The following is a 25,378-nucleotide window of genomic DNA, read 5'->3' as shown; positions in this document are numbered from 1 at the left end:
AAGGGTCCCCCTCTGGTAGAAGCGGAGGGGCCCTTTCCGCGCCTGCTACTCCTTGACGGATCCTGCGGTGAGTCCCGCCACGATCCAGCGGCTGGCGACGGCGAAGAGCACCATCGTCGGCAGGATCGTGAGCACCGCGGCCGCCGACATCGAGCCCCAGTCCACGTTGAACGTCGAGATGAAGCTGTTCAGCGCGGCTGGGATCGTGCGGTTCTCCTCGGACTGCATGAGCACCACCGACAGGAACAACTCGTTCCAGCAGTTCACGAAGTTGAAGATGAACGCGGCGATGATGCCGGGCGTCATGACCGGCACCAGGATCCGGAACAGCGCGCCGAGCCGTGAGCAGCCGTCGATCATCGCGGACTCCTCGAGCGCATCCGGCACGTTCTCGAAGAAGCCGCGCAGCATCACCGTGGAGAACGGGATGCACACGGCGATGTAGACCAGGATCAGCCCGGGCTTGCTGTCCACCAGTCCCAGATCGGTCATCATCGTGTAGAGCGGGCCGAGCGCGATGAACGCGGGGATCATCTGGGTCAGCAGGAACGCGATGAGCACCGCGCCCTTGCCGCGGAACTCGAACCGCGAGATCACGTACGAGCTGAGCAGCGCGATGAGCGTCGATGTCGCTCCCGCGATGAGCGCGACGACCGCCGAGTTCGCGAGGAACACCCCGAAGTTCGCGTCCGAGAACAACTTCGCGTAGTTCTGCACCGAGGGCTCGGAGGGCCAGTACTCGATCGGGAACCGGTTCACGGTCTGCGGCGATTTGAACGACGTCAGCACGATCCAGTAGAGCGGGAACAGGGTGATCAGCAGCCAGAGGGCGAGCCCGACCACCTTGACGACGCCGCCCGCGGTGATCCGGGAGCGGGAGGAGCGCACGGGGCGCGAGGAGCCCGCGCGGCCGGTCGTGAGGGTCATGGTCGCGGTCATCGGCTGGCCTTCCGCATCGCGAAGAGATAGAACGCGCAGAACACGAAGAGCACCGCGACGACGATGAGACCGAGCGCGCTCGCCGTGCCGTAGTTGCCCTGCTGCGTGAAGTTGATCATCCAGGTCGTGATGATGTGGGTCCGGTTCGCCGGTCCTCCGCCCGTCATGGCCCAGATGATGTCGGGGAAGTTGAAGATCCAGATCACGCGCAGCAGCACCGTGAGGAACAGTGTCGTGGAGATGTACGGGATCACGATGGAGAAGAGCTGACGGACCTTGCCCGCGCCGTCCAGGCTCGCCGCCTCGAGCACCTCGTCCGGCACGGACTGGAGGGCGGCGAGGATCATGATCGCGAAGAAGGTCACGCCGTACCAGATGTTGGCGACGATCACCGCGAACATCGCGAGCTTCGGATCCGCGAGCCAGGGCAGGGGCGCCGAGATGACGTGCGCCTTCATGAGCAGGTCGTTGATCACGCCGAACTCGGCGTTGAACATCCAGCGGAACAGCATCCCGATGAGGAATCCGGAGACGGCCCATGGGAAGAAGACGAGCGCCTGGTACACGCCGCGGAAGCGGAACCGCTGGCGCAGCGCCAGCGCGATGAGGAAGCCGATCACGAACTGCGGGACGAGGGATCCGACCACCCACAGCACCGTGTTGCCCGCGACGGTCGGGAAGACCGGATCCGAGAGCACCTTGACGAAGTTGTCGAAGCCGACGAACGGCGTCGAGGTGAGGTCCCAGAGGTTGTAGTCGAGGAACGCCATACGCGCGCCCTGCAGCATCGGCAGGTAGGTGAACCAGCACACGAAGACGATCGCGGGGGCGAGGAACGCGAGGATCGTGAACGCGTGGCGGGCGCGGAACGTGGTGCGGCGGCGCCCGGCGCCGGTCGGGGCGGGACGCGATCGATCGGACCGGGCGGCCCGGCCGGACGAACCGGCCGGGCGCTCGGTGGCGGAGGTCGAGGTCACGACATCAGCCCTTCTTGTACTTGGACGTCCAGTACTGGTCCCACGAGGCGAGCAGCTCCTTGGTGCTCATGTTGCCGAGCAGCACGCTCTGCACGTCCTGGTCGGACTTCTGGATCCACTCCGTCCACCACGAGACGCCGCGGGGCTGCTGCACGTTGACGTAGGTGTCCGGGTGCTCGGTCATGGTGACGTAGCTCGTCCACGGGCCGGTCGAGTAGAACGGGTCCTTGGCTGCCGCGGCGATGATCGGGACGAGGCTGTTCTTCTGCGCGAACGTGGTGGCCGGCTTCGCCGAGGACAGGTACTCGACGAGCTTGACCGCCGCGTCCTTGTGCGCGCTCGACTGCGCGACGCCCCAGCCGGCGACGGCCAGCGGCTGCGCCGCCTTGCCGCTCGGGCCGGTCAGCAGCGGCGCGGTGTTCCACTGGTCCTGCTTCAGGCTCGACGCCGAAACGGTCGCGATGACCTCGGGGTCCTGCAGCAGGAATGCCGTGGTGCCGTTCGTGAACCCGGCCACCATCTCGGGGTAGCCCCACGACACGGCTGACGGCGGAGAGGCCTTCTTGAACAGCGCGAAGTAGTCGTCGACGCCCTTCTGCGCGTCAGGCGAGGAGAAGATCGTCTTGCCGTCCTTGAGCAGGAACGCGTTCGAGGTGTCCAGATCGTCGATCGTGTACGCCTCGATCGCCGCGACCACGTTCGAGTTGGCGTTCTTGCCCCCGCGGAATGCGTAGCCGTACTGGTTCTTCTCCGGATCCTGGATCTTCGAGGCCTGCTCGAGCAGATCCTTCCAGGACTTCGGTGGCCCGTCGAAGCCCGCGGACTTCACGAGATCGGTGCGGTAGAACAGCGAGAGGCCGTAGAAGCCATAGGGGACGAACCAGGTCTTGCCGTCGGAGACGCCGGCCTTCTTGGCGTTGTCGGTGAGCGCGCTCCAGCCGTCCCAGCTCTTCAGATCCTTGGTCATGTCGTACAGCCAGTGGTTGTTGGCGAACGGCCCGACCGTGATGTCGCGGGTCTCCAGCACGTCGATGCCCTTGCCGGACTGCAGCATCTGCTGGATGGTCGTGTCGGCCTGCTCGGTCGGCGGCGAGACCAGCTTGACCGTGATGTTCGGATTGGCCTTCTGGAAGTCGTCGAGCAGGCCGCGGATGAGCTTGGTGCGGTCGGGATTGGTCAGGCTCTCCACCATCTGGAGGGTGACCTTGCCGTCGGCGGATCCGCTTCCGCTCGTCGCTCCGCCGGAGCAGGCGCTGAGCGCGAGGAGGGCGACGATGCCCACCCCGGCGATCGAGGCGAGTCGGGTGCGCTTCACCATGGGGCTTCCTTTCGTTGGGTGTTGCAGGGGACGGTGCAGGGGAGGGGGCGGTCGGCCAGCGTCCGGGCGGAGCCGGTCAGCGGCGGGCGAGTTCGAGGATCCGCGGCACGCAGCGCTCGGCGAACGCCTCGAAGTCGGCGGGCTCGTTGTAGAGGTGGGCAGAGAGGCGGAAGTAGCCGGCGCCGGCGAAGCTCGTGAAGGCGGTCTCCACACCGACCTCGTCGAACAGGCGCATGCGCAGGTCGTCGGCCTCCTCGCGGGTCCGGCCGATGCCGAGAGGCAGCCGGATCAGACGCATCGAGGGCACCGGCATCGGAAGCTCCACCAGGGCCGGCTCGTCGGCGGCGTGCTCGAACGCGTCCGCGATGATCCGCGCACCCGCATCGGCGATCTCGGAGATGGTGCGGCGCGTGCGCTCCCAGCCGTGCTCGCGCTCGATGAAGGCGATCGCGGCGGGGGTCGCGAGGTAGGTCGTGGCGTCGATCGTGCCCTGCGTGTCGAAGCGCACGGGGTACGCGTCCGTCGCGGCCCAGGAGTCGATGAGCGGCCAGAGCTCGTCCCGGTCGGGCGCCCGCGTGACGAGCAAGGCCGATCCGCGGGGTGCGCAGGGCCACTTGTGCATGTTGCCGAACCACCAGTCGCCGCCGCCCGCGACCGCCGCGTCGGGGATCAGACCGGGGGCGTGCGCGCCGTCGACGAGCACGCGCACACCGCGTTCGTGCGCGAGCGCGGTGATCTCCGCGGTCGGGAACCGTCGGGCGGTGGAGGAGGTGATCTGGTCGACCACGATGAGGCGGGTGCGCGGCCCGATCTCCTCGGCGAAGCGGGCGACGACGGTCTCCGCATCGTCCAGCAGCCCCAGCGCGACCGTGCGCAGGCCGGCGCCGAACCGGCGGGCCAGCCGTGCCGCGCCCATGGTGACCGCGCCGTAGCCGTGATCCGTGACGAGGATCTCATCGTCCCGATCCAGCTGCAGCGCGTTGTACACGACCGTGGCCGCAGCCGACGCGTTCGGTATGAAGGCTGTGTCGGCGGAGTCGGCGCCCACGAACGGAGCGACCTCGCTGCGCGCGGCCTCGACTTTCTCCGCGATCCGGGGGAACCAGCCGATCGGGCTGAGGTCTGCCTCGCGGCGCAGGGAGTCCTGCAGGTCGACGACCTCGGTCGGCACGGCGCCGAAGGATCCGTGGTTCAGGTGCACGATCGCCGGGTCGAGGGGCCACGCGTCGCGTGCGCGCTCGAAAGTGGCCAGGCGCACGGGGAAAGTGCGGACGGTCGTGTCGGCGTCGGGCATGGTGCGCGTGGATCCTTACCGGTGGGAGTGCAGGCTAACTTGTCGCACAACTTTGGCATGAATCTCGAGGAAATGCCACTGTTACGATCTCATTTCCTCATAGTCGTAGAACAACTATCCCTCGAACGTGCGAAACGGCACACTCAAGGGAACGGATCGAAGGAGAAGCATGAGCGCTCGTGAGACCGCCTTGCACGGATTGCGGGCGCTCATCGCCGACGGGGAACTGAAGCCGGGGGACAAGCTGCCGAGCGAGGGTGAGCTCGGCGAGCAGCTCGGCGTCTCGCGTGGATCGGTGCGCGAGGCGATCCGCACGCTGTCGGCGCTCGGTGTGCTGGAGACCAGGCACGGGTCGGGCAGTTATGTGAGCAGCCTGCGCCCCGCCGACCTCATCCGCGGACTGTCCCTGACGGTGGACGTTCTGCCTCTGGACGCGATCCTGGAACTCGTCGAGATACGCCGTCCGCTGGAGGCGCACGCGGCGTCGATCGCGGCGGCTCGCGGCGACGACGGCATGCTGGCCGGGCTGACGGAACTCGTCGAGCGGATCGCCGACTGCCCCGATCACGACGAGGCCTCGCGGCTCGATCACGAGTTCCACATGCGCATCGCCGAGCTTGCGGGGAACGCTGCGCTCACGAGTCTGTTGGAGGTGCTGCGTTCGCGCACGCGCCAGTATCGGATCTTCGACGACGAGGACGCGGCGCAGTTGAAGATCCTCTCGGACGCCGGGCACCGTGCGATCGTCCGCGGGCTGATCGCGCGCGATCCGGCGGCGGCGTCGGCGGCGGCAGCCGGCCACGTCGCGCAGACGGAGTACTGGCTGCGCAAGCAGATGTCCGAGTGACGCGTCGCGGGGCCGCCCGCGTGTGACATACCGAGGCGGATCCGGCCCGAGCTGTGTCCGGTCACGCCTACGCTGGAGCCATGGTCAACTACCGATACCTGGGCAACAGCGGTCTGAAGGTCTCCGAGATCACCTACGGCAACTGGGTCACCCATGCCTCGCAGGTCGAGGACGACGCCGCGGTCAAGACGGTGCACGCCGCGCTCGATGCCGGCATCACGACGTTCGACACTGCCGACACCTACGCGAACACGGCGGCGGAGCTCGTGCTGGGCAAGGCCCTCGAGGGCCAGCGCCGCGAGAGCCTGGAGATCTTCACCAAGGTCTACTTCCCGACCGGCCCCAAGGGCCCGAACGACACCGGCCTCAGCCGCAAGCACATCCTCGAGTCGATCAACGGATCGCTGAAGCGGCTCGGCACCGACTACGTCGACCTGTACCAGGCGCACCGCTTCGACTACGAGACGCCACTGGAGGAGACGTTCCAGGCGTTCGCCGATGTCGTCCGCCAGGGCAAGGCGCTGTACATCGGCGTGTCCGAGTGGACCGCGGAGCAGCTCCGCGCGGGCCACGCGCTGGCGAAGCAGCTGGGCGTGCAGCTCATCTCGAACCAGCCGCAGTACTCGATGCTGCACCGGGTGATCGAGGGCAAGGTCGTGCCGGCGTCGGAGGAGCTCGGGATCTCGCAGATCGTCTGGTCGCCGATGGCGCAGGGCGTGCTGAGCGGCAAGTACCTGCCCGGGCAGCCGGTGCCGGAGGGGTCGCGCGCGACGGATCCGCACTCGGGCGCGCACTTCATCCAGCGCCTCCTGCAGGACGACATCCTCACGGCCGTGCAGCGGCTGAAGCCGATCGCGGCGCAGGCGGGCCTCACGATGCCGCAGCTCGCGATCGCCTGGGTGCTGCAGAACAAGAACGTGGCGGCCGCCCTCGTCGGCGCGTCCCGCCCGGAGCAGCTCGCGGACACGGTCAAGGCGTCCGGCGTGGTGCTCGACGCCGACACCCTCGCCGCGATCGACGAGGCGCTCGCGGGCGTCGTGAACGACGATCCGGAGGACACCTACGAGGTGTCGCCGAAGGAGCGCCTGGTCTGACCGCCGGCCCGCAAGACGGCCCGAGCCCGTGCGGCCGGGCCGTCTTGCGTCGCTCCGTCGCCCGTCACCGGGGTCTCGCCCGACGCGTGCGTGCCTAATTCAGGCTGGATTTGCAATCGGCGCCCATGTGCACGTCAACACGGGCCTCGCCCCCGAAACCATCCTGAATACGGTGCAGTCCAGCGCGCCAACTGCGTGCCGACGCTTGCCGAAGAGGCACTCAGCCGACGGTGATATCGACCTGGAGGTCGTGCGCGATCCGCTCCAGCGCGGCGCGCAGGGCCTCCGGATCCGCATCCGCCGGCACACGTGCGACCACCGACGCCTCGAACAGGCGTCCGCCGGCCATCGCCGCATCACGGGTCTCGGTGGTCATGCTCTCGATGCTCAGGGCGTGCTCGTTCAGCACGCTGGAGATCTCGCGCACGATGCCCGCCCGGTCGTTGCCGAGCACCTGGATCGACAGCTCCTGCGCGGCCTCGGCCGATTCGGATCCGGATCCCGGATGCACCGCGATCGTGAGCAGTCCGTCGAGCCCGTGCAGCGACGCGCGCAGCTCCTCGACCCGCTCGACGGGCACCGATACCTGGACCACACCGGCGAACGTGCCTGCGAGCTCGGCGAGGCTGCTGTTCTCCCAGTTGCCGCCGTGCTCGTCGACGATGTGCGCGACGGTCGCGACGAGACCGGGACGATCGGATCCGACGAGGGTGAGGATGAGCGTGGTCATGCCGCCAGCGTAGGGGAGCCCGGTCCCGGACCGCGAGACCGAACCCCTGTCCCGAGACAGAGGATAAGAACGTCGGTCTCGGGACGCCGTTTCGGTCTCGCGTCAGCCGCGGGATCCATGGGGACCGGCCGAGGGCCGAGGCCCGGCTCAGCCCTCGGTCCACTCCCCGGTGGTGAGGAACTGCTCCAGGCGCGCGCGGTGCGGGGCGAGATCCCAGCCCTTCGCGGCGACCCAGCCGTCGGAGTAGTAGGTGTCGAGGTAGCGGGCGCCGCCGTCGCAGATGAGGGTGACCACGCTGCCGCGCTCGCCGTCGCGCAGCATCCGGGCGATGAGCTGGAACGCTCCGACGAGGTTCGTGCCGGTGGATCCGCCCGCCCAGTGCAGCGTGCGCTGCTTGAGCAGCCGGATCGCGGCGATCGACGCAGCGTCGGGCACGGGGATCATCTCGTCGATGACGCCGGGCACGAACGACGGCTCGACACGTGGCCGCCCGATGCCCTCGATCCGGCTCGGGGTGCCGGTCGTGAACGACGGATCCCCGTTGCGCCAGCCGCCGTAGAAGGCCGAGCCCTCGGGGTCCACGACGGCGATGCGGGTGTCGTGGCGGCGGTAGCGCACGTAGCGGCCGAACGTGGCACTCGTGCCGCCGGTGCCGGCGCCGACGACGATCCAGCTCGGGATCGGGTGCCGCTCGCGGCTCAGCTGGCTGAACACGCTCTCGGCGATGTTGTTGTTGCCGCGCCAGTCGGTCGCACGCTCGGCATAGGTGAACTGGTCGAGGTAATGCCCGCCGCACTCGGAGGCGAGGCGCTCGGCCTCGGCGTACATCGCCGCCCCGGAGTCCACGAAGTGGCAGCGCCCGCCGTAGAACTCGATGAGGTCGATCTTCTCCTGGCTGGTCGAGCGCGGCACGACCGTGACGAACGGCAGCCCCAGCATCCGTGCGAAGTACGCCTCGGACACGGCGGTGGATCCGCTCGACGCCTCCACGAGCGTCGTGCCCTCGTGGATACGGCCATTGACCAGTCCGTACAGGATCAGCGACCGGGCGAGACGGTGCTTCAGGGAACCGGTCGGATGCACCGACTCGTCCTTGAGGTAGAGGTCGATACCCCACTCCGCGGGCAGCGGGAACACATGCAGATGGGTGTCGGCGCTGCGATTCCCGTCCGCCTCGAGCAGGGCGATGGCGGATCCGGTCCAGTCGGAGGTCATGACAACGAGGGTAGCCGGGGTCGTCGACGCGGATCGGGTGCCGCCGTCCGTCGAGGCAGTCCGAACCAATAGGGCTGCGAGCGCCCTGGCCTGTGCGTCACGCCTCCGGGCCGGAGTTGTAGCGCTCGAGGATCTCGGCGAATCGCGCGACGTCCGCGGTCGTCCACTCGCGCATGCGGCGGTCGGTGACGTCGCGCATCGCCCCCGCCTGCGCAGAGAGCAGATCCTGGCCGCGCGTCGAGAGCTGAAGCGGCTGTCCGCGGCGAGAGCTGCCGGAGGCCTCCGCCGGCAACTCTTCGATGAGCCCAGCCTCGAGCAGCGCGGCGGTCTGTCGTGAAGCGGTCGACCGGTTGAAGCCGAAGTACTCGGCGATGTCGACGACGCGCGCGCCCGGATTGTCCGCGAGCATCCTCAGCAGCGTCTGGTCGACATGCGAGATGGTGCCGGAGGAGCGATTGCGCGTGGCGCCGCGGCGCGCGACGACGCTCAGTCCGGTGTGCACCCGCGCCAGCGCCGCGTCGCGCGCGTCATCCGGTGGAGGCACGGGGGAGATGCGGTCGGAGGGCATGCCCGGAGTCTAGGTCCATGTGTTGCCTAACACAACTTACGTGGTATGGTTCATGACGTTCCTGTTGCGTTTTGCAACATTGATGTCGTCCCCCGTGAAATGAGCATCGTGACCGCCGCGCCGACTCTGACCGCCGCCTCCGCTCCGTCGTCCCTCGCCCCGACGCGCGCCTCCGCGCAGCGCGGCCCCGCCCTCGGCCTTCCGTCCGCGGCCACGTGGCGCTCGATCGGGGCGCACCTGCTCATTCCGCTCTTCCTCGCGATCGGCATGGCGTTCGCCTACCTGGGTGCGTTCCACGCCCCCAGTGCACACGATCTGCCGGTCGCCGTCGTCGGGACGACGCCACAGGCGGCCGTCTTCGCGCAGACGCTGAACGACAAGGGCGACGGCAAGGTCGCCGTGCGCACGGTCGCCGACGCTGCGCAGGCGAAGCGGTGGATCGTCGATCAGAAGATCCTCGCGGCCTACGAGGCGACGCCTGAGGGGGCGAACCTCTACGTCTCCCGTGCGTCTTCCGAGGCCGGCGCCGCCACCGCGGAGACGATCTTCCTGCCGATCGCCTACCAGCAGCATCTGCCGGTCAACGTCGTCGACGTCCGCCCCGGCACCGTGCAGGATCCGGGCGGGCAGACGCTCTTCTTCCTGCTCGTGGCTCTGAGCGTGGGCGCTTATGCGAGTGCGGTCGCGATCGCCGCGGCCACCGCGCGGCTGCGCGCCGGCTGGCGCCTCGGGATCGGTGCGGTCGTGTCGTTCGTCCTCTCCGCGATCGCGGTGATCATCGGCGGGGGCGTCTATCAGGCGCTGAACGGCAACGAGTGGAGCATCTGGCTGCTCGGAGCCCTCTATGTCTTCGGCATCCTGTCGATCGGGATCGGCCTGCACCCGATCCTCGGCAAGTGGACCACGCCGGCACTCACCGCGCTGTTCGTGATGCTGAACTTCACGAGTTCTGGCGGTGTCTATCCCGCCAGCCTGTCGCCCTGGTTCTTCGCGGGCCTGCACTCGTTCTGGAACGGCGCCGCCTGGCTCGACGCGGCGAGGGCGCTCACCTACTTCCCGGATCAGAGCATCGGCTTCGACGCACTGCGTCTGGCACTGTGGGCTGTCGCGGGCGTCTTGCTCGTCGTCATCGGCGCGGCGTTCGCGCGCTCGCGACGCGTACTCGCCGAGCCGGCACGCGATGCGCAGGAGGCCGAGACGGACCTGGTCGCCGCCTGACCGCCACGCGATCGCGCGGAGGTCGGATCCGGGTGTCCATGCTCCCGAGTCGTCCCCATGGGCGGACGCCATCGCGTGCGCCGGCGGGGCGACTCGAAGATAGCGGGTGTCAGGCCTCGGCGCGGCGAGCTCGATAGGCGGCGACGGCGTTGCGGTTGGCGCAGGCTGTGGAGCAGTAGCGCTTCGACCGGTTGCGCGAGAGATCCAGGGCGACGGACTCGCAGGTGTCGTCCGCGCAGACCGAGATGCGGGAACCCTCCTCCGCGCGGATCACGTCGATCAGGGCCATCGCGGTCTCGACCAGCACGCGCTCGGGGAGGGGGTGGTCGTCGGCCACCGCATGCAGGTGCCAGTCCAGGTCGCCGTGGCGGGCGAGGCGCGGCGTCAGGGAGACGTGAGCCAGGGCGTCGTTGACGGCTGCGGCCATGTCGTCGCGCGGGGCCAGCAGCATGGTGCGCAGCTGCGGGCGGAGCTCCCGCAATCCCGCCAGCTCCGCTTCATCGCGATCGATCCGTCCGGTGTACCCGAACCCTCCGAGGAAGGTCGCCTCATCACTGAGGGAGACGAGGGTGTCCGGATCCTCGGCCGAGTTCACGAGCCACACGGCGGCCCGGAGGGTCTCCTCGGTGTCATCGGTGAAGATCATGTTGACATCTTACAGCTCATCCGGGTAGCGTCACATGTCATGAGCGCAGTGGCAAATGACAAGCGGGCCGGCGGCATGCGCGCCGGACTCGTCTTCGCCCTCGGTGCTGCACTCTCGTTCGGGATGAGCGGCGCGTGGGCGCGCGGCCTCATGGATGCGGGCTGGAGCCCCGGCGCCGCCGTGACTGTGCGCATGTGGGTGGCCGCGCTCGTGCTGCTCGTGCCGACGCTGCTCGCGCTGCGGGGTCGCTGGGGCGTGGTGCGCAAGCACGCGGGCATGATCCTCGTCTACGGGCTGCTCGCCGTCACCGCGGCGCAGCTGTGCTTCTTCCAGGCTGTGGCCGTGATGGACGTCGGCCTTGCGCTGCTCGTCGAGTACACCGCGCCGATCGCCGTCGTGCTCTGGCTCTGGCTCCGCCGCGGCGAGCGCCCCGGTGCTCGTGGCATGGTCGGGGCGGTCGTCGCGTTCGTCGGACTCGTGCTCATGCTGGAGGTCTTCACCGGATCCCGGGTCGATCCGATCGGGATCCTGTGGGCGCTCGGTGCGATGGTCGGAGCGGCCACCTACTTCCTGCTCTCCGGCCGCGGCGACACGGGCCTCCCTCCGATCGCGCTCGCCGGACTCGGACTGCTGATCGGGGCGATCGGCCTGACCGTCGCCGGGGCGACCGGGATCCTGCCGATGACGTGGAACACCCACGACGTCACCTACCGATTCGGCACGCTGCCCTGGTTCGTTCCGGTGATCGCGGTCGGGGTGATCGCCACGGCGCTCGCCTACGTGCTCGGCATCGTCTCGACGCGCAGGCTGGGATCCCGCTTCGCGTCGTTCGTGGCCCTCTCCGAGGTGATCGCCGCGCTGCTGTTCGGCTGGCTGTTCCTGGGTCAGCTGCCCGATCTGGTGCAGGCGTTCGGCGGTGCGCTCGTGCTCGTCGGCGTGGTGCTCGTGAAGCTCGGGGAGCCCCTCGTCGACGAGGTGGATCCGGAAGCGATGCCGGAGCCTGTCGCCACACTGCACTGACGTTCAATGTATACGAAATAGCACCACTTCGGGCGATGCTCGCCCATAGGTCGCGTTTGTGCATACACTGATGGCATGACCATCATCGCCGAGGGGATGCGCGCGGGGGAGTTCGCGTACCGCGCGCTGCTCGAGGAGATCCAGTCCGGATCCCTCGCCGCCGGCACCGTGCTCGCCGAGGTCGAGCAGGCCGAGCGGCTCGGCGTGAGCCGCACTCCGCTGCGTGAGGCACTGCGCCGGCTGACCGCGGACGGGCTCGTCGAGCAGGTCTCGCCGCGCATCACCGTTGTCGCCGCGCTCGACGCCGACGACATTCGCGACCTGTTCGCGCTGCGCCGCGCGCTGGAGGAGAGCACCGCGCGCGCGGCCGCGGCCGCCGCTGAGCGCGCCGAGTTCGCCGATCTCGCCGATCGCTTCGCCCACGCTGCGCGCTCCCTCGGAGACGAGGAGGGGCGCGCCCAGTACTACGCGCTCATCGCCCGCTTCGACGAGGCGCTCGACGCTGCTGTCGGCAACGACTACCTCACCGCGGCCCTGCGCACCGTGCGCACCCACCTGGTGCGCGTGCGCCGGATGGCGCGGGACAAGCCCGCCCGCCTCGCCGCGAGTGCCGGCGAGCACCGCCTGATCGCGGAGGCGATCGGATCCGGAGACGGCGACCTGGCCGCGCACGCCACCCACGTCCACCTGCACAACGCGCTCGCGAGCATCCTCGACTCGCTCGCCGGTGCGGATCCCGACACCACGACCCCGTCCGGAAAGAAGGCCAGAGCATGACCGTCACCCACCACCTCCGCGTGCACCGCAGCGACGAGCAGCTCCCGCGCGAGGGGCAGCTCGCCTGGCGCCTCGCCGAGATCGCCGCCGACCCGGTCGAGGTCGACGCCGACGTCGTCGACATGATCATCAACCGCGTGATCGACAACGCCTCCGTCGCGGCCGCCTCGCTCACCCGCGCCCCCGTCAGCGCCGCCCGCCAGCAGGCGCTGGACCACCCGGTCTCGGTGAACGGATCCGGATCCACCGTGTTCGGCTGCGCGCTCGAGCGCCGCACGAGCCCGGAGTGGGCCGCCTGGGCGAACGGCGTCGCCGTGCGCGAGCTGGACTACCACGACACCTTCCTCGCCGCCGAGTATTCGCACCCGGGCGACAACATCCCGCCGATCCTCGCGGTGGCGCAGCACGTCGGCGCCGACGGTCGTGCCCTTGTGCGCGGCATCGCCACGGGGTACGAGATCCAGGTCGACCTGGTGAAGGCGATCAGCCTGCACGCGCACAAGATCGACCACGTCGCGCACCTCGGCCCCTCCGCTGCCGCCGGTATCGGCACCCTGCTCGGCCTCGACGTGGAGACGATCTACCAGGCGGTCGGCCAGGCGCTGCACACCACGACCGCCACGCGGCAGAGCCGCAAGGGTGAGATCTCCACGTGGAAGGCGCACGCCCCGGCCTTCGCCGGCAAGATGGCGGTCGAGGCCGTCGACCGGGCGATGCGCGGCGAGACCTCGCCGAGCCCGATCTACGAGGGCGAGGACGGCGTGATCGCCTGGATGCTGGACGGCCCGGACGCGTCGTACGATGTGCCGCTGCCCGTGACCGGCGAGTCCAAGCGCGCGATCCTCGACACGTACACGAAGGAGCACTCCGCGGAGTACCAGGCGCAGGCCTGGATCGACCTCGCACGCAAGCTGCACAACGAGCGTCCGGAGCTGACGAATCCTGCGAACGTCGACTCGATCGTGATCCACACCAGCCACCACACGCACTACGTGATCGGATCCGGTGCGAACGATCCGCAGAAGTACGACCCGCACGCGTCCCGGGAGACGCTGGACCACTCGATCCCGTACATCTTCGCGGTGGCACTGCAGGACGGCAGCTGGCACCACGTCGATTCCTACGCGCCCGAGCGTGCGCAGCGCGAGGACACCGTGGCGCTCTGGCACAAGATCACCACGGCCGAGGACGAGGAGTGGACCCGCCGCTACCACTCGATCGACCCGGCCGAGAAGGCGTTCGGCGGACGCGTGGAGATCCGCCTGACGAACGGCGAGACGGTGACCGACGAGATCGCCGTCGCCGACGCGCACCCCCTCGGCGCCAGGCCGTTCGCCCGGGAGGACTACATCCGCAAGTTCCGGATCCTCGCTGAGCCCGTGCTGGAGCCTACGGAGATCGACCGCTTCCTGGAGCTCGTGCAGCGCCTGCCCGAGCTCACCGCGGAGGAGGTCGCCCAGCTCTCGATCGTCGCCGCGCCCGGCGTGCTCGCGATGGCACCGGCGCCCAAGGGCCTGTTCTGATGCTGTACTCCACCACACCGGCCGCGGAGAAGCGGCGGATCCTGCGGGAGCGGCTCGCGGCGGGGGAGCTGCTGCGCTTCCCCGGTGCGTTCAACCCGCTCTCCGCCCGGCTCATCGAGCGCAAGGGCTTCGACGGGGTCTACATCTCCGGCGCCGTGCTGTCCGCGGATCTGGGCCTGCCCGACATCGGCCTCACCACGCTCACCGAGGTGGCGGGGCGAGGGCAGCAGATCGCCCGGATGACCGAACTGCCGGCGATCATCGATGCCGACACCGGCTTCGGCGAGCCCATGAACGTGGCCCGCACGATCCAGACCCTCGAGGATGCCGGGCTCGCCGGCACCCACATCGAGGACCAGATCAACCCCAAGCGCTGCGGTCACCTGGACGGCAAGGCGGTGGTCGACGAGTCGACCGCGACCAAGCGCATCAGGGCCGCGGTCGACGCCCGCCGGGATCCGAACTTCCTCATCATGGCGCGCACCGACATCCGCGCCGTGGAGGGCATGGACGCCGCGGTCGACCGGGCCAAGGCGCTCGTCGACGCCGGGGCGGATGCGATCTTCCCCGAGGCGATGCGCACGCTCGCCGAGTTCGAACGGATGGCGTCCGAGCTCGACGTGCCGATCCTGGCGAACATGACGGAGTTCGGCAAGAGCGAGCTGTTCACGACGGCGCAGCTCAAGGGCGCCGGTGTGAGCATCGTGATCTGGCCGGTCTCGATGCTCCGGATCGCGATGGGTGCGACCGGGCGCGCGCTGGATACCCTGAACGAGGAGGGGCACCTGACCTCGAAGCTCGGTGAGATGCAGCACCGCGCGGATCTGTACGACCTCATCGACTACGAGTCGTACAACCACTTCGACACGAACGTCTTCAACTTCCGCATCGACAAGGAGCTCGGTCTCTGAGCCCCGCTCGGACACCGTGCGCACACGAAGGAGTGACATGAGCGACCCCGACATCAAGAAGGGCCTCGCCGGCGTCGTCGTCGACACGACGGCGATCTCGAAGGTCAACCCCGAGACCAACAGCCTGCTCTACCGCGGCTACCCCGTGCAGGAACTCGCAGCGACCCAGCCGTTCGAGGCCGTCGCCTACCTGCTCTGGAACGGTGAGCTGCCCACCACGCAGCAGCTGGCCGACCTGCGCGCGACCGAGCGCGAACACCGCGCGCTCGCCGCGAACGTCAAGGCCGCGATCGACCTCGTGCCGGTCGAGGCGCATCCAATGGACGAGATCCGCACGGCGGTCAGCCTGCTCGGCGCCTCCGACGCGGCCGGATCCGGATCCGTCCTCGACGCGAGCGGCACGCCGGAGCAGAACCTCGAGCGCAGCGTCCGGCTCTTCGCCGCGCTGCCGGCGATCGTCGCCTACGGGCAGCGCCGCCGACGCGGCGAGGGCATCGTCGCCCCGCGCGACGACCTGGACTACTCCGCGAACTTCCTCTGGATGACGTTCGGCACCGAGCCGGATCCGGTCGTCGTCGATGCATTCAACCGCTCGATGATCCTGTACGCGGAGCACTCCTTCAACGCGTCGACCTTCACGGCGCGCGTCATCACCTCGACGCTGAGCGACCTGTACTCCGCGGTGGTCGGCGCGATCGGCGCGCTGAAGGGACCGCTGCACGGCGGCGCGAACGAGGCGGTGCTGCACATCTTCGACGAGATCGGCGAGGCGGCGAACGTCAACGCATGGCTCGACACGGCCCTCGCCGAGAAGCGCAAGATCATGGGCTTCGGGCACCGCGTCTACAAGAAGGGCGACTCGCGCGTGCCGACCATGAAGGCCGCGCTGGACACGCTCGTGGAGCACTACAACCGCCCCGAGGTGCTCGACCTGTACACGACGCTGGCGGACGAGTTCGTCGCCCGAAAGGGGATCCACCCGAATCTCGACTACCCGTCAGGTCCGGCGTACAACCTCATCGGCTTCGACACGCTCACGTTCACGCCGCTGTTCGTGGCGTCCCGGGTCACCGGCTGGACCGCGCACGTCATGGAGCAGGCCGCGTCGAACGCGCTGATCCGTCCGCTGTCCGCCTACGACGGCGTGGCGGAGCGGCACGTCGAGGTCTGACCCGGGATTTCAAAGCGCGCAAATGGCCCCTTTTGCGTCGCAGATGCGGCCATTTGCGCTCTTTGAAACGGGAGGCGGCCGTTCAGCGGGCCAGCCACCGGCGCAGCGAGCGCGTCACGAACGGCAGCACCCAGTACGTCATGACCGGCGTCAGCACGATCGTGGTCGCGAGCACGCGCAGCCAGATCGGCAGGCCGTTCCACCCGGGCACGGGGCTCATGAGATAGGTGAAGACGAGGTTCATCGGGAAGAAGCCGAGCCAGATCGACACCGCCTGCTTCCACCGCGGCGGCGCCGGGGCCACGGTCACCGTGGTCGCGCCGGTCGAGGTCGGCACCGAGATCGTCCCGGTCGACGGCTCGTCGAACCAGCCCTCGATGCCGGTGCGCCGGCGGGTGCGCTCGCTGCGCACGAACTGCTCGCCCATCGACAGCCACCAGGCGCGCTCGCTCGATGCCTCCCACGCGTCCAGGGCCGCCTCGTCGGCGAAGCGGTAGAGCATGTGCCAGTGGAGGGAGTCCTCCCCGTCGCGCACCCACCCGGATCCGAGGAAACCTGGGTGGCCGCTCGCGAGATTCACCCCGGTCTGCACCCAGGCGGTGGCTTCGGCGATGCGGGCGGGGTCGACCTCACGGCGGATCGACACGGTGATGGGCGCGGGTGACGGCGTACCGGACATGGTGGGTCCTTCGGGGGAGTGCGTGCTTGTGGCGTCCCCGAGTGTACGCAGTGCGTGTTTCCCGGATGTTGCCGTTGCCGGCGCCCGTTGCCGTTGCCCCCGCTGCGGCCTGAACGGCCCGCGTGCCGGCAGGCGGATCCGACGCGCCAGAACGTCTGAGTGTCAGAGGCGCTCGGCGAGCCAGGCGGTCTGCCGCAGCCACTGGGCGAAGCCGCCGCCCTCGTGGCCGTTGAACTCGTAGACCTCGATCGCCGCGTCGTCCGTCGCCAGGTGGTTGAAGGCGGCGAAGACGCTCGACGGTAGCACGATGTCGTCCATGAGCCCCACCGAGAACAGCGCGGGCTTCGTGATCCGACGTGCGAAGTTGACGCCGTCGAAATACGACAGGGTCTGGAAGACCTGCTCGACGCGGTCGCGGTGCACTGCGAGATAGCGCTCGATCTCGCGGAACGGATGCTCCGGGGTCAGCAGCACCGAACGCCGGAAATGGCTCAGGAACGGCACGTCGGGCATGACCGCCGCGACACCGGGGTGCAGGGCCGCCACGGCGATGCTGATGCCGCCGCCCTGGCTGCCGCCGGTCACCGCGATCCGCGCCGGGTCGGCGAACGCGAAGCCCTGCACAGCATCCACGAGCAGGGCGCCGTCGGTGAACAACCGGCGGTAGTAGTAGTCCTCGGGGCGGGCGATGCCGCGCGTCATGAAGCCGGGCGTCGCCCCGTCCGATCCGTGCGGATCCGGGGTGGCGCCGCCGGATCCCCAGCCGGCGCCCTGGCCGCGGGTGTCCATGAGCACATGCACGTATCCCGAGGCCGCCCACTGCAGGCGCTCGCCGGGGATGCCCCGGCCACCGCCGTAGCCGAGGTATTCGATGACGACGGGCAGGCGTCCCCCACGGCGAGGGCGGGTGACCCAGCCGCGGATCCGTTCGCCGCCGAAGCCGGAGAACGCGAGGTCCTCGACGATGAGCTCGCCGATCGGGGTCGTCGCGGATGACAGCTCGGCAGGGGTGGCGAGCTCTCGGGATCCGGCGAGCGTGTCCTGCCAGAACACGTCGAAATCGGCGGGTTCGGCGACCCCGGGAAGGTAGGTACGCAGGTCGGCGAGGGGGAGATCGGTCAGCGGCATGCCCGTCAGCCTAGGGGCGATCCGCGCCGTGGCGTTGGAGCGCCGGATGTCCTGCCAGGGCGGCGGCCTGCCGCGCAGCCCCCAGCGCCACGTACTCGCCCGGTTCGGGCACCTCGATCGGCACGCCCAGGATCTCGGGCGCGATCCGGCGCGCCGCCTCGGACTGCGCTCCGCCGCCGATGAGCAGCGCTCGCTCGAGGGGGATGCCGAGCCCGCGGAGGGCGTCGAGCCCCGCGCCCAGGCCGCGCAGCATCCCCTCCACGGCGGCGCGGGCGAGGTTCGCGCGCGTGGTGGAGGCGAGCGTCATGCCGGTCAGCGACGCGGTGGCGTCGGGGAGGTTCGGGGTGCGCTCGCCCTCGAAGTAGGGCAGCAGGGTCAGCCCGTCGGCCCCGGCGGAGGCGTGCAGTGCGAGGTCGCTGAGCTCGTCATGCCCGACGCCGAGCAGCGCCGCGGTGACGTCGAGCACGCGCGCCGCGTTTAGCGTCGCCACGAGCGGGAGGAAGTTCCCACTCGCGTCGGCGAACCCCGCGACCGTGCCGGAGGGATCCGCGATCGGTGCGCGGCTGATGGCGCACACCGTGCCCGAGGTGCCGATCGACACCACGACGTCGCCGGGCTCCGCGCCGAGTCCGAGCGCGGCGGCGGCGTTGTCGCCGGCACCCGGGGCGACACGGCGACCGGCCGGATCCGCGACCGACTCGTCCGGCCCCAGCACCCGCGGCAGGACGGCATCGTGGCCGAGCGCGGCGGTCAGCAGTTCGCGGTCGTAGCCGCCGTCCACGGGGTTCCAGTAGCCGGTGCCGCTCGCGTCGGAGCGGTCGGTGACGAGCTCGTCCAGCACCGGTCCGAGCGGCGACGCCCCGGCCGGCCCGTAGCCGCGCAGGCGCCAGGTCAGCCAGTCGTGCGGCAGGGCGACGGCGGCCACGCGCGCCGCGTTCTCGGGCTCCGCGTCGCGCAGCCAGCGCAGCTTGGTGATCGTGAACGATGCGACCGGGACGAGGCCTGTACGCGTGGCGAGCTCGGACGCGCCGAACTCCGCGATGAGGTCCTGCGCGGCGCCGGCCGAGCGGGTGTCGTTCCACAGCAGCGCGTCGCGGATCACGGATCCGGACGCATCGAGCGCGACCATGCCGTGCTGCTGGCCGCCGATGGACCACGCCTCGACGTCGTCGATGCCTCCGGCGTCGGCGATCGCGGCGTTCAGCGCGCGCCACCACGCCTCGGGGTCGACGGCCGTACCGTCCGGATGCGACGCACGGCCGGTGCGCACGACGGATCCGGACGCGGCGTCGAGGATGACGACCTTGCACGACTGCGTGGACGAGTCCACGCCCATCACGAGTGGCACGGGGCTTCCTTTCGCGGGGTTTCGGTGTGTCGATGCCCCTCCGTGGTACCGAGGCCCCCTCTCAGCAGCGCGTCCGGGAGGGGGCATCGGCGCCCAGGGGCGGTGCGTCGACGGAAGTGGAGTCAGCGGGCGCCGAGGAGGTGCTCGGTCGCGAGCTGCTGCAGGCGCACGAAGCCGAAGCCCTTGCCGCCGAAGTACGCGTTCGTGTCGAAGTCCTCGTAGGCGGAGCGGTCGGAGAGGAGCTCGTCGTAGCTCTCGCCGGCGTTCAGGGTCGGCGCGGAGAGCTCGTCGACGCGCGAAGCGGCCAGCGCCTCCTGCACCTCGGGGTCGGCGCGGAAGGCCGCGGCGCGCTCCTTGAGCAGCAGGTAGGTGCGCATGTTCGCGCTCGCCGAGTCCCAGACGCCGGTCTCGTCCTCGGTGCGCGACGGCTTGTAGTCGAAGTGGCGCGGACCTTCGTAGGCGGGCACGCCGCCGGGGCCGCCGTTCTCGAGCAGGTCGACGAGGGCGAACGCGTTGTGCAGATCGCCGTGGCCGAAGACCAGATCCTGGTCGTACTTGATGCCGCGCTGGCCGTTGAGGTCGATGTGGAAGAGCTTGCCGTGGTAGAGCGCCTGGGCGATGCCGGCGGCGAAGTTGAGCCCGGCCATCTGCTCGTGGCCGACCTCGGGGTTCAGGCCGACGAGCTCGGGACGCTCGAGGGAGTCGATGAAGGCGAGCGCGTGGCCGAGGGTCGGAAGCAGGATGTCGCCGCGCGGCTCGTTCGGCTTCGGCTCGATCGCGAAGCGGATGTCGTAGCCCTTGTCTGTGACGTAGTCGCCGAGCAGGTTCACGGCCTCGCGGTAACGCTCCAGCGCCGCGCGGATGTCCTTCGCGGAGTCGTACTCGGCGCCCTCGCGCCCGCCCCACATGACGAAGGTCTTCGCCCCCAGCTCGGCGCCGAGATCGAGCTGACGCAGCACCTTGCGCAGCGCGAAGCGGCGCACGCCGCGGTCGTTCGAGGTGAAGCCGCCGTCCTTGAAGACCGGGGCGCTGAACAGGTTCGTGGTCACCATCGGCACCACGAGCCCGGTGTCGGCGAGCGCGCCCTTGAGGCGGTCGATCTGCGTCTGGCGCTCTGCCTCCGTGGATCCGAACGCGAACAGGTCGTCGTCGTGGAAGGTCAGGCCGTAGGCGCCGAGCTCGGCGAGCTTCTCCACGGCGTGGACCACGTCCAGGGCCGGCCGGGTCGGACCGCCGAACGGGTCGGCGCCGTTGTAGCCGACGGTCCAGAGGCCGAACGAGAACTTGTCCTCGCGGGTGGGGGTGAGTGCCATGATGATCCGCCTTCAGCGACGTCGATGAAATGTTGTAGCAGCGAACATATCAGCGGATCCGACTGATCGCAACGCGCGCCTGCGGGGTCCTTCCGTGAGCCGCATCTGTACCGCGAGACTGCATCTGCGTCGCGAGACTGCGGTCAAGAACTGCAGTCTCGTGACGCCAGTGCAGTCTGACGGTGCAGGCGGTGAGAGCGGCGAGGGTGGTGGGAGCGGCGAGGGCGGTGGGAGCGGCGAGGGCGGTGGGAGCGGCGAGGCGGTGAGGCCGTCGCGCTGTGCACCGTCGCGCCGGGCGGCGGTTCAATGCGGCGGGCGGTCAGCGCGGAGCAGTGGTCGAGGCGCGCACGATCAGCTGCGCCGGCATCCGCACGTGCTCGTGCGGGGCACCGTCGAGCATCGCCAGCAGCAGGCGCACGGCCTCGGCCCCCATCTCGGTGAGCGGCTGGCGCACGGTGGTCAGCTGGGGGACGTGCGCGGCAGCTTCCGGCACGTCGTCGAATCCCACGACCGACAGGTCCTCGGGAACCCGCAGGCCCCGTTCGACCGCGACCCGGATCATCTCGATCCCGGACAGGTCGTTGGCTGCGAACACCGCGGTCGGCGGCGCGGCCAGATCGAGCAGGGCGTGCGCGCCGGCGGTCGAGCTCGCGGCGCGGTACCCGCCGTCGACCACGAGCGCGGCGTCGAAGGGGATACCGGCGCTCTCCAGGGCTCGGCGGTATCCGTCCTCGCGCTGGTGCGCCGACTCCAGATCGGTCCGGCCGCGCAGGTGCGCGATGCGACGATGCCCCAGTGAGATCAGGTGCGCGGTCGCGGCGAAGCCGCCCTCGGCGTTGTGCACGCTCACCGAAGCCGGTCCGTCGGGCCCCTCGTGCGGGTCGATCGCGACGAGCGGCACGGTGGCGTCGGTCGGCATCGTCGTGGGGGTGACCAGGATGGCGCCGTCGATGAGCGTTCCGCCCAGCCGGGACAGTGAGCGACGCTCCCACCCGAGGTGCTCGCCGGCGGACACGCTGCCGGCGTAGGCGAGCACGTCGAAGCGGGTGCCCTGCAGGGCCGCCGAGACGCCCTGCAGCAGCTGCACGGCGAACGGCTCGAACTCCGCGACGAGCACGCCGATGACATCCGTCCTGCGCCGGCGCATCGAGGTCGCGACCAGCGAGCTCTCGTATCCGAGCCGCGCCACGACCTCCTGCACGTGCTCGAGCGTCGTGGCGGAGACGCCGTCTCGCCCGTTGATCGCCTTCGAGACGGTCGCGACGGAGACGCCCGCGGCGTGAGCGACGTCGTGGATCGTGATGCGGCGGTTCATTCGTCCAATCTACCGAGCGAAAACGTTATCGATATCGTTTGACATGCGGGCGATCCGAGTGTCAGAGTAGGCCGACAGCACATTGGGTGTTGCTGGCAACAAATGCCGGCGCGAGTGCTGAAGACTCAACGATGAGGAGACACACAGCATGAAGATCCGCAAAGTGCTGACTGCAGCCGTGGCGCTCGCAGCCGTGGGAGCGATCGCCCTCACCGGCTGCTCGGGAGGGTCCGGCAGCGGCGACAGCGGCGGCAAGCAGACGCTGACCGTATGGCAGAACTCGACCACCGGCGACGGCAAGCAGTTCTGGACCGATGCCGCCGAGGCGTTCCACAAGGCCAATCCCGATGTCACGGTGAAGGTCACCTCGATCCAGAACGAGGACATGGACGGCAAGCTGCAGACCGCCGTCAATTCGGGCGACATGCCGGACGTCTTCATGGCGCGCGGCGGCAGCAAGCTGGCCGACGTCGTGGCGGCGGGCAAGGTCAAGGATCTGACGGACAAGATCGATCCCGATGTGAAGAAGGCGATCGGCGATGCAGCCCTCAGCGCCTTCACCGTGGACGGCAAGCTCTACGGTGTGCCGACGGCGGTGCTGCCCGGCGGGCTCTTCTACAGCAAGGACCTGTTCGCGCAGGCCGGCATCACCGAGACGCCGAAGACCATGGACGACCTCGAGGCCGCCATCGGCAAGCTCAAGGCCGCCGGCATCCCGCCCATCGCCCTGGGTGCGAAGGACGCCTGGCCGGCCGCGCACTGGTACTACTTCTTCGCGGTGCGCGCCTGCGGCAAGGACCTCATCACGAACCTCGCCACCAAGAAGGACTTCAAGGACGGGTGCTGGCTGACCGCGGCGAACAACCTGCAGAAGTTCGCGCAGGTCGAGCCGTTCAACGAGGGCTTCCTCACCACGTCGGCCCAGCAGGGTGCGAACTCCTCGGCGGGCCTGGTCGCCAACCACAAGGCGGCGATGGAGCTCATGGGCGCCTGGGAGCCGGGCGTGGTCGCGAGCCTCACGCCGGATCAGAAGCCGCTGGCCGACCTCGACTGGTTCCCGTTCCCCGAGGTCTCCGGGGGCAAGGGCGAGCCCGGCGCGATGATGGGCGGCCTGGACGGCTACTCCTGCTCCGAGAAGTCTCCCTCCTCGTGCGAGAAGTTCCTCAACTTCGTCGCGTCGAAGGCGCAGCAGGAGAAGTACGCCGTGGCGTTCCAGACCATCCCCGCCAACCAGGACGCGAAGGGCGCGGTCGACAACGCGTCGCTGAAGCCCCTCATGGAGGCCTACAGCAAGGCGCCGTACGTGGCGCTCTGGCTCGACACCGCCCTCGGGCAGAACGTCGGCAACGCGCTGAACACCGGCGTGGTCGAGATGCTCGCGGGGCAGGGCGACCCGAAGACGCTCCTCCAGAAGATCACCGACGCCGCGGCGAGGGGCTGAGCGAGAGCGATGACTGGCACCCAGGTGATGGCCGAGGCCGTGCCTGAGAGCGACCGCCGCACCGGGACCGGGACCTCCCCGGCCCCGGTGCGGCGAGCACGCGCCGACTGGCGCAAGCGCGGCGAGATCGCGCTGCTCTCCGGGCCCGCCCTGTTGATGTTCGTCGGATTCGTCATCCTCCCCGTGGGGATGGCATCCGTCTACGGGTTCTTCAAGTGGAACGGGTTCGGGTGGCCGACGCAGTTCGTCGGCCTCGACAACTACATCCACATGTGGCAGGACCACACGTTCCGCGATGCGGTCGTGCACAACTTCGCGATCGTCGTGCTCTCCCTCGTGCTGCAGGGGCCGATCGCGATCCTGTTCGCACTGCTGCTGAACCAGAAGTTCCGTGGACGTTCGCTGATCCGCGTGCTGATCTTCGTGCCGTACGTGATCTCCGAGGTCATCGTCGGCACCGGATGGAACCTGATGATGCAGGACGCCGGCGCGCTGAACTCGCTGCTCGGCAAGGTCGGGCTCGGGTTCCTCCAGCACTCCTGGCTCGCGGATCCGAAGCTCGCGCTGTGGACGCTGATGGTCATCATCACCTGGAAGTACATCGGCTTCGCGGTCATCCTCATGCTCGCCGGGATGCAGTCCATCCCGGAGGAGCTCTTCGAGGCCGCGGCGATCGACGGCGCAGGGTTCTGGAAGATCCAGTGGAACATCACGGTGCCGCTGCTGGGGCCGACGATCCGCATCTGGGCGTTCCTTTCGATCATCGGCGCCCTCCAGCTCTTCGACCTCGTCAACATCATCTGGGGGCAGTACATCTCCGCCACGGCGGGCACCTCGACGATGGCGACGTACATGTACCAGAACGGGCATCTCGCCGGCAGCTACGGCTTCGGCAACGCGGTCGCCGTGATGCTCTTCCTGATCACCCTCGTCGTCGCCCTGATCTACCAGCGGTTCGTGCTGCGGCGCGACACCGACGGCGCGCTGACGGGCGACAGCGGAAAGGCCCGCAGATGACCACCGAAAGCCTCCGCACCACCGCCATCGTGCAGCCACGCGATCGCAAGGGCGTCCGCCGCTCGCCGAAGGCCCCCTGGGGGAGCCCCGGCCTGTATCTGATCGCGATCGTGCTCGTCACGATCTGCATCACGCCCGTGCTCTACATCATCATCGGCGGATTCCGCACGAACTCGCAGATCACGAAGGACCCGTCCGGTTTCCCGGCTCCCTGGCAGTTCGCCAACTACTCCGACGTGCTCGCCGGATCCGAGTTCTGGACCGCCCTGGTCAACTCGACCGTGGTGGCGATCGGCACGACCGCCGGCGCCGTGCTGCTCGGCGTGATGGCGGCGTACGTGCTCGCCCGCTACGAGTTCGCGGCCAAGCCGGCGATGTACGCGCTCTTCGCCGCAGGGCTGATGTTCCCCGTCACCGTCGCGATCACCCCGCTGTACCTGCTGATCCGCAACCTCGGCCTGGTGAACAGCCTCGCCGGGATCATCGTGCCGCAGATCGCGTTCGCGCTGCCCGGCACGATCATCATCCTGGTGCCGTTCCTGAAGGCGATCCCGAAGGAGCTCGAGGAGGCGGCGGCGATCGACGGCGCATCCCGCCTCGGCTTCTTCTGGCGGATGGTGATCCCGCTGAGCCTGCCGGGTGTGGTCACGGTCGGCATCCTCGCGTTCGTCGGATCCTGGAACGGCTACATGCTGCCGCTGTTCATCCTCAACGACCCGAGCCTGTTCACCCTGCCGCTGGGCGTGCAGAACTTCTCCTCGCAGTACTCGGTCGACACCGCCCGCGTGCTCGCCTACACCTCGCTGTCGATGCTGCCCGCGCTCATCTTCTTCAGCCTCTTCGAACGCCGCATCGTCGGCGGCCTGACCGGCGCGGTGAAGGGCTGAGC

24 protein-coding genes are annotated in these 25,378 nt (G+C 69.3%); 11 read left to right on the top strand and 13 right to left on the bottom strand.

Annotation, left to right across the window (positions count from 1 at the left end; translation table 11 throughout):
- Positions 1–45: 45 nt before the first annotated feature.
- The 4 genes from ACTJI8_RS15235 to ACTJI8_RS15220 all read right to left on the bottom strand — a co-directional run bounded on the left by ACTJI8_RS15235 (position 46) and on the right by ACTJI8_RS15220 (position 4,528).
- Positions 46–939, bottom strand: coding sequence for a carbohydrate ABC transporter permease (locus ACTJI8_RS15235; protein WP_440734263.1), 894 nt, complete (start codon positions 937–939; stop codon positions 46–48).
- Positions 936–1,916: a carbohydrate ABC transporter permease gene (locus tag ACTJI8_RS15230; RefSeq protein WP_440734262.1), complete on the bottom strand. Its 981-nt coding sequence runs from the start codon at positions 1,914–1,916 to the stop codon at positions 936–938. Before ACTJI8_RS15230 ends, ACTJI8_RS15235 begins: the two co-directional genes overlap by 4 nt.
- Positions 1,917–1,920: 4 nt before the next feature.
- Entirely contained in the window at positions 1,921–3,234 is a 1,314-nt protein-coding gene (locus tag ACTJI8_RS15225; protein WP_440734261.1) for an ABC transporter substrate-binding protein, read from the bottom strand.
- Between the two features lie 76 nt (positions 3,235–3,310).
- The gene (locus ACTJI8_RS15220) at positions 3,311–4,528 is read right to left on the bottom strand and encodes an aminotransferase class V-fold PLP-dependent enzyme (RefSeq protein WP_440734260.1); all 1,218 of its coding nucleotides are present in this window, start codon (positions 4,526–4,528) and stop codon (positions 3,311–3,313) included.
- A gap of 169 nt (positions 4,529–4,697) precedes the next feature.
- Between ACTJI8_RS15220 and ACTJI8_RS15215 the strand changes: the two genes are divergently transcribed.
- Positions 4,698–5,375, top strand: coding sequence for a FadR/GntR family transcriptional regulator (locus tag ACTJI8_RS15215; RefSeq protein ID WP_440734259.1), 678 nt, complete (start codon positions 4,698–4,700; stop codon positions 5,373–5,375).
- A gap of 80 nt (positions 5,376–5,455) precedes the next feature.
- On the top strand, positions 5,456–6,469 hold the full coding sequence (locus tag ACTJI8_RS15210) for an aldo/keto reductase family protein (protein ID WP_440734258.1): 1,014 nt from the start codon (positions 5,456–5,458) through the stop codon (positions 6,467–6,469).
- A gap of 220 nt (positions 6,470–6,689) precedes the next feature.
- On the opposite strand, the gene ACTJI8_RS15205 is transcribed toward ACTJI8_RS15210, so the two are convergent.
- The 3 genes from ACTJI8_RS15205 to ACTJI8_RS15195 all read right to left on the bottom strand — a co-directional run bounded on the left by ACTJI8_RS15205 (position 6,690) and on the right by ACTJI8_RS15195 (position 8,982).
- The gene (locus ACTJI8_RS15205; RefSeq protein WP_440734257.1) at positions 6,690–7,199 is read right to left on the bottom strand and encodes a glycine cleavage system protein R; all 510 of its coding nucleotides are present in this window, start codon (positions 7,197–7,199) and stop codon (positions 6,690–6,692) included.
- A gap of 147 nt (positions 7,200–7,346) precedes the next feature.
- The gene (locus tag ACTJI8_RS15200; RefSeq protein ID WP_440734256.1) at positions 7,347–8,414 is read right to left on the bottom strand and encodes a PLP-dependent cysteine synthase family protein; all 1,068 of its coding nucleotides are present in this window, start codon (positions 8,412–8,414) and stop codon (positions 7,347–7,349) included.
- A gap of 97 nt (positions 8,415–8,511) precedes the next feature.
- Positions 8,512–8,982: a MarR family winged helix-turn-helix transcriptional regulator gene (locus ACTJI8_RS15195; protein WP_440734255.1), complete on the bottom strand. Its 471-nt coding sequence runs from the start codon at positions 8,980–8,982 to the stop codon at positions 8,512–8,514.
- Between the two features lie 99 nt (positions 8,983–9,081).
- Between ACTJI8_RS15195 and ACTJI8_RS15190 the strand changes: the two genes are divergently transcribed.
- Complete coding sequence (locus tag ACTJI8_RS15190; RefSeq protein ID WP_440734254.1) at positions 9,082–10,200, top strand: hypothetical protein; 1,119 nt, start codon at positions 9,082–9,084, stop codon at positions 10,198–10,200.
- A 109-nt stretch (positions 10,201–10,309) separates the two neighbouring features.
- On the opposite strand, the gene ACTJI8_RS15185 is transcribed toward ACTJI8_RS15190, so the two are convergent.
- Positions 10,310–10,846 carry a CGNR zinc finger domain-containing protein gene (locus ACTJI8_RS15185; RefSeq protein WP_440734253.1) on the bottom strand — a complete coding sequence of 179 codons (537 nt, stop codon included), beginning with the start codon at positions 10,844–10,846 and terminating at the stop codon, positions 10,310–10,312.
- 39 nt (positions 10,847–10,885) lie between these two features.
- Here ACTJI8_RS15185 and ACTJI8_RS15180 point away from each other — a divergent pair, with 39 nt between their 5' ends.
- The 5 genes from ACTJI8_RS15180 (at position 10,886) to ACTJI8_RS15160 (ending at position 16,248) form a co-directional block, all read left to right on the top strand.
- On the top strand, positions 10,886–11,866 hold the full coding sequence (locus ACTJI8_RS15180; protein ID WP_440734252.1) for an EamA family transporter: 981 nt from the start codon (positions 10,886–10,888) through the stop codon (positions 11,864–11,866).
- 96 nt (positions 11,867–11,962) lie between these two features.
- Positions 11,963–12,643: a GntR family transcriptional regulator gene (locus ACTJI8_RS15175; protein ID WP_440734433.1), complete on the top strand. Its 681-nt coding sequence runs from the start codon at positions 11,963–11,965 to the stop codon at positions 12,641–12,643.
- On the top strand, positions 12,640–14,166 hold the full coding sequence (locus ACTJI8_RS15170) for an MmgE/PrpD family protein (RefSeq protein ID WP_440734251.1): 1,527 nt from the start codon (positions 12,640–12,642) through the stop codon (positions 14,164–14,166). The genes ACTJI8_RS15175 and ACTJI8_RS15170 overlap by 4 nt, the downstream gene beginning before the upstream one ends.
- On the top strand, positions 14,166–15,077 hold the full coding sequence (prpB, locus tag ACTJI8_RS15165) for a methylisocitrate lyase (protein ID WP_440734250.1): 912 nt from the start codon (positions 14,166–14,168) through the stop codon (positions 15,075–15,077). The genes ACTJI8_RS15170 and prpB overlap by 1 nt, the downstream gene beginning before the upstream one ends.
- A gap of 37 nt (positions 15,078–15,114) precedes the next feature.
- Positions 15,115–16,248, top strand: coding sequence for a bifunctional 2-methylcitrate synthase/citrate synthase (locus ACTJI8_RS15160; RefSeq protein ID WP_440734249.1), 1,134 nt, complete (start codon positions 15,115–15,117; stop codon positions 16,246–16,248).
- A gap of 82 nt (positions 16,249–16,330) precedes the next feature.
- Here the strand turns inward: ACTJI8_RS15160 and ACTJI8_RS15155 are convergent, their stop codons facing one another.
- From ACTJI8_RS15155 to ACTJI8_RS15135, 5 genes are all read right to left on the bottom strand, one after another.
- The gene (locus tag ACTJI8_RS15155; RefSeq protein WP_440734248.1) at positions 16,331–16,927 is read right to left on the bottom strand and encodes an antibiotic biosynthesis monooxygenase; all 597 of its coding nucleotides are present in this window, start codon (positions 16,925–16,927) and stop codon (positions 16,331–16,333) included.
- Between the two features lie 162 nt (positions 16,928–17,089).
- Positions 17,090–18,055 (bottom strand): acetylxylan esterase, encoded by a 966-nt coding sequence (locus ACTJI8_RS15150; RefSeq protein WP_440734247.1) that lies wholly within the window; start codon positions 18,053–18,055, stop codon positions 17,090–17,092.
- Positions 18,056–18,065: 10 nt separating this feature from the next.
- Entirely contained in the window at positions 18,066–19,403 is a 1,338-nt protein-coding gene (xylB, locus tag ACTJI8_RS15145) for a xylulokinase (RefSeq protein WP_440734246.1), read from the bottom strand.
- Positions 19,404–19,525: 122 nt separating this feature from the next.
- Positions 19,526–20,716 (bottom strand): xylose isomerase, encoded by a 1,191-nt coding sequence (gene xylA / locus ACTJI8_RS15140; RefSeq protein WP_440734245.1) that lies wholly within the window; start codon positions 20,714–20,716, stop codon positions 19,526–19,528.
- Between the two features lie 319 nt (positions 20,717–21,035).
- The gene (locus ACTJI8_RS15135; protein WP_440734244.1) at positions 21,036–22,031 is read right to left on the bottom strand and encodes a LacI family DNA-binding transcriptional regulator; all 996 of its coding nucleotides are present in this window, start codon (positions 22,029–22,031) and stop codon (positions 21,036–21,038) included.
- A 148-nt stretch (positions 22,032–22,179) separates the two neighbouring features.
- On the opposite strand from ACTJI8_RS15135, the gene ACTJI8_RS15130 reads away from it, so the two are divergent.
- The 3 genes from ACTJI8_RS15130 to ACTJI8_RS15120 are packed head-to-tail and all read left to right on the top strand — an operon-like array spanning position 22,180 to position 25,376.
- Positions 22,180–23,472 (top strand): extracellular solute-binding protein, encoded by a 1,293-nt coding sequence (locus ACTJI8_RS15130; protein ID WP_440734243.1) that lies wholly within the window; start codon positions 22,180–22,182, stop codon positions 23,470–23,472.
- Positions 23,473–23,499: 27 nt separating this feature from the next.
- The gene (locus ACTJI8_RS15125; RefSeq protein ID WP_440734432.1) at positions 23,500–24,489 is read left to right on the top strand and encodes a carbohydrate ABC transporter permease; all 990 of its coding nucleotides are present in this window, start codon (positions 23,500–23,502) and stop codon (positions 24,487–24,489) included.
- Positions 24,486–25,376, top strand: a complete 891-nt coding sequence (locus ACTJI8_RS15120; RefSeq protein ID WP_440734242.1) for a carbohydrate ABC transporter permease — start codon at positions 24,486–24,488, stop codon at positions 25,374–25,376. The genes ACTJI8_RS15125 and ACTJI8_RS15120 overlap by 4 nt, the downstream gene beginning before the upstream one ends.
- Positions 25,377–25,378: the final 2 nt, after the last annotated feature.

Origin of the sequence: Microbacterium sp. 22303, from assembly GCF_052045265.1 — a bacterium.
Classification (GTDB): Bacteria; Actinomycetota; Actinomycetes; order Actinomycetales; family Microbacteriaceae; genus Microbacterium.
This window is presented reverse-complemented; position numbering and strand designations above follow the sequence as displayed.

What these genes read in the sequence shown, in the direction of transcription:
- ACTJI8_RS15235 (WP_440734263.1), bottom strand. Translation starts at nt 939, where the DNA reads ATGACCGCGACCATGACCCTCACGACCGGCCGCGCGGGCTCCTCGCGC.
- ACTJI8_RS15225 (WP_440734261.1), bottom strand. Translation starts at nt 3,234, where the DNA reads ATGGTGAAGCGCACCCGACTCGCCTCGATCGCCGGGGTGGGCATCGTC.
- ACTJI8_RS15220 (WP_440734260.1), bottom strand. Translation starts at nt 4,528, where the DNA reads ATGCCCGACGCCGACACGACCGTCCGCACTTTCCCCGTGCGCCTGGCC.
- ACTJI8_RS15215 (WP_440734259.1), top strand. Translation starts at nt 4,698, where the DNA reads ATGAGCGCTCGTGAGACCGCCTTGCACGGATTGCGGGCGCTCATCGCC.
- ACTJI8_RS15210 (WP_440734258.1), top strand. Translation starts at nt 5,456, where the DNA reads ATGGTCAACTACCGATACCTGGGCAACAGCGGTCTGAAGGTCTCCGAG.
- ACTJI8_RS15205 (WP_440734257.1), bottom strand. Translation starts at nt 7,199, where the DNA reads ATGACCACGCTCATCCTCACCCTCGTCGGATCCGATCGTCCCGGTCTC.
- ACTJI8_RS15200 (WP_440734256.1), bottom strand. Translation starts at nt 8,414, where the DNA reads ATGACCTCCGACTGGACCGGATCCGCCATCGCCCTGCTCGAGGCGGAC.
- ACTJI8_RS15195 (WP_440734255.1), bottom strand. Translation starts at nt 8,982, where the DNA reads ATGCCCTCCGACCGCATCTCCCCCGTGCCTCCACCGGATGACGCGCGC.
- ACTJI8_RS15190 (WP_440734254.1), top strand. Translation starts at nt 9,082, where the DNA reads ATGAGCATCGTGACCGCCGCGCCGACTCTGACCGCCGCCTCCGCTCCG.
- ACTJI8_RS15185 (WP_440734253.1), bottom strand. Translation starts at nt 10,846, where the DNA reads ATGATCTTCACCGATGACACCGAGGAGACCCTCCGGGCCGCCGTGTGG.
- ACTJI8_RS15180 (WP_440734252.1), top strand. Translation starts at nt 10,886, where the DNA reads ATGAGCGCAGTGGCAAATGACAAGCGGGCCGGCGGCATGCGCGCCGGA.
- ACTJI8_RS15175 (WP_440734433.1), top strand. Translation starts at nt 11,963, where the DNA reads ATGCGCGCGGGGGAGTTCGCGTACCGCGCGCTGCTCGAGGAGATCCAG.
- ACTJI8_RS15170 (WP_440734251.1), top strand. Translation starts at nt 12,640, where the DNA reads ATGACCGTCACCCACCACCTCCGCGTGCACCGCAGCGACGAGCAGCTC.
- prpB (WP_440734250.1), top strand. Translation starts at nt 14,166, where the DNA reads ATGCTGTACTCCACCACACCGGCCGCGGAGAAGCGGCGGATCCTGCGG.
- ACTJI8_RS15160 (WP_440734249.1), top strand. Translation starts at nt 15,115, where the DNA reads ATGAGCGACCCCGACATCAAGAAGGGCCTCGCCGGCGTCGTCGTCGAC.
- ACTJI8_RS15155 (WP_440734248.1), bottom strand. Translation starts at nt 16,927, where the DNA reads ATGTCCGGTACGCCGTCACCCGCGCCCATCACCGTGTCGATCCGCCGT.
- ACTJI8_RS15150 (WP_440734247.1), bottom strand. Translation starts at nt 18,055, where the DNA reads ATGCCGCTGACCGATCTCCCCCTCGCCGACCTGCGTACCTACCTTCCC.
- xylA (WP_440734245.1), bottom strand. Translation starts at nt 20,716, where the DNA reads ATGGCACTCACCCCCACCCGCGAGGACAAGTTCTCGTTCGGCCTCTGG.
- ACTJI8_RS15135 (WP_440734244.1), bottom strand. Translation starts at nt 22,031, where the DNA reads ATGAACCGCCGCATCACGATCCACGACGTCGCTCACGCCGCGGGCGTC.
- ACTJI8_RS15130 (WP_440734243.1), top strand. Translation starts at nt 22,180, where the DNA reads ATGAAGATCCGCAAAGTGCTGACTGCAGCCGTGGCGCTCGCAGCCGTG.
- ACTJI8_RS15125 (WP_440734432.1), top strand. Translation starts at nt 23,500, where the DNA reads ATGGCCGAGGCCGTGCCTGAGAGCGACCGCCGCACCGGGACCGGGACC.
- ACTJI8_RS15120 (WP_440734242.1), top strand. Translation starts at nt 24,486, where the DNA reads ATGACCACCGAAAGCCTCCGCACCACCGCCATCGTGCAGCCACGCGAT.